At 39.8% G+C, this 1,554-nt stretch carries 3 protein-coding genes; all 3 read right to left on the minus strand.

Annotated features, from left to right (window positions below; genetic code table 11):
- Positions 1–128: 128 nt before the first annotated feature.
- The 3 genes from ACQEXS_RS22410 to ACQEXS_RS22420 all read right to left on the minus strand — a co-directional run bounded on the left by ACQEXS_RS22410 (position 129) and on the right by ACQEXS_RS22420 (position 1,269).
- A complete protein-coding gene (locus ACQEXS_RS22410) occupies positions 129–434 on the minus strand; it encodes an NIPSNAP family protein (protein ID WP_039543001.1) in 306 nt (101 codons plus the stop codon).
- Positions 435–601: 167 nt separating this feature from the next.
- On the minus strand, positions 602–913 hold the full coding sequence (locus ACQEXS_RS22415; protein WP_427015268.1) for a hypothetical protein: 312 nt from the start codon (positions 911–913) through the stop codon (positions 602–604).
- The gene (locus ACQEXS_RS22420; protein WP_427015269.1) at positions 913–1,269 is read right to left on the minus strand and encodes a hypothetical protein; all 357 of its coding nucleotides are present in this window, start codon (positions 1,267–1,269) and stop codon (positions 913–915) included. Before ACQEXS_RS22420 ends, ACQEXS_RS22415 begins: the two co-directional genes overlap by 1 nt.
- Positions 1,270–1,554 lie beyond the last annotated feature (285 nt).

The following is a 1,554-nucleotide window of genomic DNA, read 5'->3' on the forward strand; positions in this document are numbered from 1 at the left end:
GATCATTGCCTGCGTACGAAAGATGGTAGTAATACTAAATTCGATGTTAAGAGATGGCGTCATGTGGGATGAAAACACAGCTAAAAATTAGCTATTGACGCCATAGTCGTTTGTTATACGTTGCTTCCCTACCCGAGCACTGGTCTAAAAAAGCTACGCTCATAGCTAATAATGCAGTCCACTTTATCTGCAAACTCAAAAGCTTCAATACACTCGGGATCATTTAAAGATTTAAGACGATACTCTTCATATGCTGATAAGCTTTCAAATGTGAACAAAGCTAGAGCTATATTATTCGCACCTTCTGACGGTAGAAAATATCCATTATGTTGACCACCAAACTTTTCAACAAGCGGAATCCACATTCTTGCATATTCTTCAAATTCTTTGACCTTTTTAGGGTCAATCACGTACCTGACATAGCAAGTAATCATAAGCTTTAAATCCTTCTAATTGCTTAATTTTATGCGCAACGTATAACGCCCAATTAAGTTGTGAGCAACGCTGCCACCTAACTCAAACACTGCGCCGTAAACACAAAACTCAACTCGAAGTGAGAGCGCCAAGCGTTGCGAATCAGCTTGAATTGCTTGTTATGTTTTTAGTGCCAATGACCTTTCGGGATTAAGTTTGGATCTTTAGGTAACTTGCGCAAAGTATTCTCGTCTTTTAGATACATATTTTCGAAGTTACGTCTTTGAGCACCATAAGCGGGAAGTTCACGCAGAATATTCACAATCGATTGGATTTGAGGTGAGTTGTACGCATGTCCCTGCATTAACAGATCAGATAAAAGCGGCCTAAGCTCTTTATATATTCTGTTCGCATCATTTTTGCTTGATATTTGCCCGTACATTTTTCCTAAAAGAGTCGCCAAAGGGCTAGCAGGTTTCAATTGAGCTAATACTGACATTATTTGTTTCTCCACAAAAGACTCGACACAACAAAGGCTACGGTTAGGTCAATACCTAGCAAGAAGAACCAATTCGAAGGTGGCACTTGCTCCGAGTACTCAAATAGAGGATATAAATAGGTTAGTAATGTCGACACCAAGTAACCGATTACAATCACTTTCACCTGAAGAGGCTTAAGCAGCTTGTAGCCTTTCCATATACCTAATAAGGCAACAATTACCAGAAACGTAAATACTGAAGAAGAAAAACTAATAGCCTTTTCCCAAATATCTCCAATATATGAGTATGCTGACGAAATTGAAATTGCTGCAATCAATGTGCAGGCAACAGCTCCTGATACTTTTCTATACTCCATGTCTTAACCTCAACGCGCAGTTCGTGGTGACACTATACACCCAAAACCTTGGGGGCAAAAATCTGCCTAAAGCACTGTATTGATGGGAAAAACATAACGCCGCGTTAAGTGGTGAACAACGCAAACCACCAAACCTAAACCATTGTACCTTAACCACTTAAACTAACTTGAACTGAAATCGCAAAGCGTTGTGAGTCACTCTTAAACGCTTGTATGGATAATTTCCCTATCCAATTCACCAGTTTCGGGTAATGTGAGACCCAGGCTTTAGCTGCAACTAAAGCT

This window comes from Vibrio sp. TRT 17S01 (assembly GCF_050113695.1).
Classification (GTDB): Bacteria; Pseudomonadota; Gammaproteobacteria; order Enterobacterales; family Vibrionaceae; genus Vibrio.

Coding starts and splice junctions, on each gene's coding strand:
- ACQEXS_RS22420 (WP_427015269.1), bottom strand. CDS start 1,269: ATGGAGTATAGAAAAGTATCAGGAGCTGTTGCCTGCACATTGATTGCA.
- ACQEXS_RS22415 (WP_427015268.1), bottom strand. CDS start 913: ATGTCAGTATTAGCTCAATTGAAACCTGCTAGCCCTTTGGCGACTCTT.
- ACQEXS_RS22410 (WP_039543001.1), bottom strand. CDS start 434: ATGATTACTTGCTATGTCAGGTACGTGATTGACCCTAAAAAGGTCAAA.